The sequence below is a fragment of the Ideonella benzenivorans genome (assembly GCF_020387415.1).
Taxonomy (GTDB): Bacteria; Pseudomonadota; Gammaproteobacteria; order Burkholderiales; family Burkholderiaceae_C; genus Ideonella; species Ideonella benzenivorans.
In genome coordinates this window covers 1-1708 of record NZ_JAGWCB010000015.1, presented here as the reverse complement: position 1 = coordinate 1708, position 1708 = coordinate 1, and the positions used below count along the sequence as shown (strand labels likewise).

Genomic DNA, 1708 nt, shown 5'->3' with positions numbered 1-1708 from the left:
CCTGAACTGGCGCAGCCCCATTCAGGTCTTCGCAGAACTCATGCGCGGCTTGGCCCAAGCCCATCAGGCTACAGTCCACTGATCAAGCAACCCGGGTGGGGTGTTGCACTTCAGATTTGAGAACGCCTGGGCTTCTGATACCAACCGGGCTTCGATCAGGCGATGGGAACAACAAGGTGCGGACTGGCCAAACTACAAACGGTCATTCATGTGGCGATGCATGCCACGGCCCCTGATGAAGGACGCACGCGAGCGACCCATTCGTTAGCCGGCAACTGTTTCGCCGCCCTTGAGTTAATCGGTCACTGCTCGCGCAGGTCCAAACCAGTTGTCATCAACGCTTGCCGTCACGCGGCGGAGGATTCCTGTCCTCCTGACTGGTTGGCAGGCGGCTTCAAATGGAGGGCGTCAGGCCGGCAGCGCAAAGGCCTCGCCCTTGCGCAGCACGGCCCAGGCCATGCGGGCGTTCTTGGCCGCCATGGCCACCACGGCTTTCCAGTAGCCGCGTCGCTCGGCCAGGGCCACCACCCAACGGCTGATCGGGTCGTTCTTCTTCGGCGCGGCCGCCAGTACGGCCCGCGCGCCCAGGATGAACAGGGTGCGCAGATAGGCGTCGCCGGCCTTGGTGATGCGCCCGAGCTGTATTGGCCCGGTGCCAGGCCCAGCCAGGCGGCAAACTGGCGGCCACAGTCGAAGTCGTGGCCATTGCCGATCATCGCCAATAGGCAGGTGGCGGTGGTCTCACCCACGCCGCTCAGGCGCATGAGCTGCTTGGCACGGTCGTCGGCTTGGGCGATCAGGCACACGGTGTGCCCAGGGCCATGAACTGCCGGCCCCAGTGTGGTGGGCGCCGGAGCAGGCTTCCATGCCGATCACGCAGGGCGGCAGGGCCGAGACCAGGGCCAGCGGCTTGTCGCGCGGCACCGCCGGTCGTACCAGTTCAGGACGTCCTGCCTCGTTGATGCCGTGCACGGCAAACACGTTCTTGGCGAGGTCGATTCCAACGCATACGATGGCCATGGGCTTCCCCTTCGGAGTGAATGGATGAGATTCGCAACCCCATCGTGGCACTCGTTGCCGTTTGCCGCTTCGCGGCTCGCTCGGGACGGGGAAGTCCCTTTCATTCGTTAGGCATCACGAACAACCACCTATATGTCGCTCACCTTCTCAAACCAACTCATGGAGGCAATGGGCTTCCGAGAGCTCGCAGAATCCGAAGCAATATCGGCGTCATTTTCGAGCGTCACGGTCTATGAAGCCCGCGGAATTGCTTTGGTAGAAGGCACGACAGAAGTCTCTCAAGGAATGGTTGCTGGCGTTAACTATCGGCTTGTCGTCGGGTCGAGCGTGAATACCGCCTGCACTGCGCTAATAGCTGACGTCTTCGTCGAGAACGAAGAAGAATGGAAGCGAGAGTCCAAAAGCCAGGGTCCCTTCGTCTTGGTACTGATCGGCCCAACACAGGAACACAAGTGCGCTACTGGCCGAATGCGGACAGAGCAGGATGGCAGTGTCACTACCTACGACTGTTTTCCGAGCGTTCGAGTAGAGCTTTCTCAGCTTGAATCGAGAGCTCTTCCCCGGCGTTCTCAAATCTGAAGTGCAACACCCCACCCGGGTTGCTTGATCAGTGGACTGTAGCCTGATGGGCTTGGGCCAAGCCGCGCATGAGTTCTGCGAAGACCTGAATGGGGCTGCGCCAGTTCAG

The 1708-nt window shown here is 61.1% G+C and carries 1 protein-coding gene and 1 pseudogene; one reads left to right on the top strand and one right to left on the bottom strand.

Translation table 11 applies throughout. From position 1 onward, the window contains the following. Positions 1–408: 408 nt before the first annotated feature. Positions 409–1020: pseudogene (locus KGA65_RS16375) on the bottom strand (transposase). A gap of 132 nt (positions 1021–1152) precedes the next feature. Here KGA65_RS16375 and KGA65_RS16370 point away from each other — a divergent pair. Next, positions 1153–1599 (top strand): hypothetical protein, encoded by a 447-nt coding sequence (locus KGA65_RS16370; protein WP_225864197.1) that lies wholly within the window; start codon positions 1153–1155, stop codon positions 1597–1599. The last annotated feature ends 109 nt before the right edge of the window (positions 1600–1708 follow it).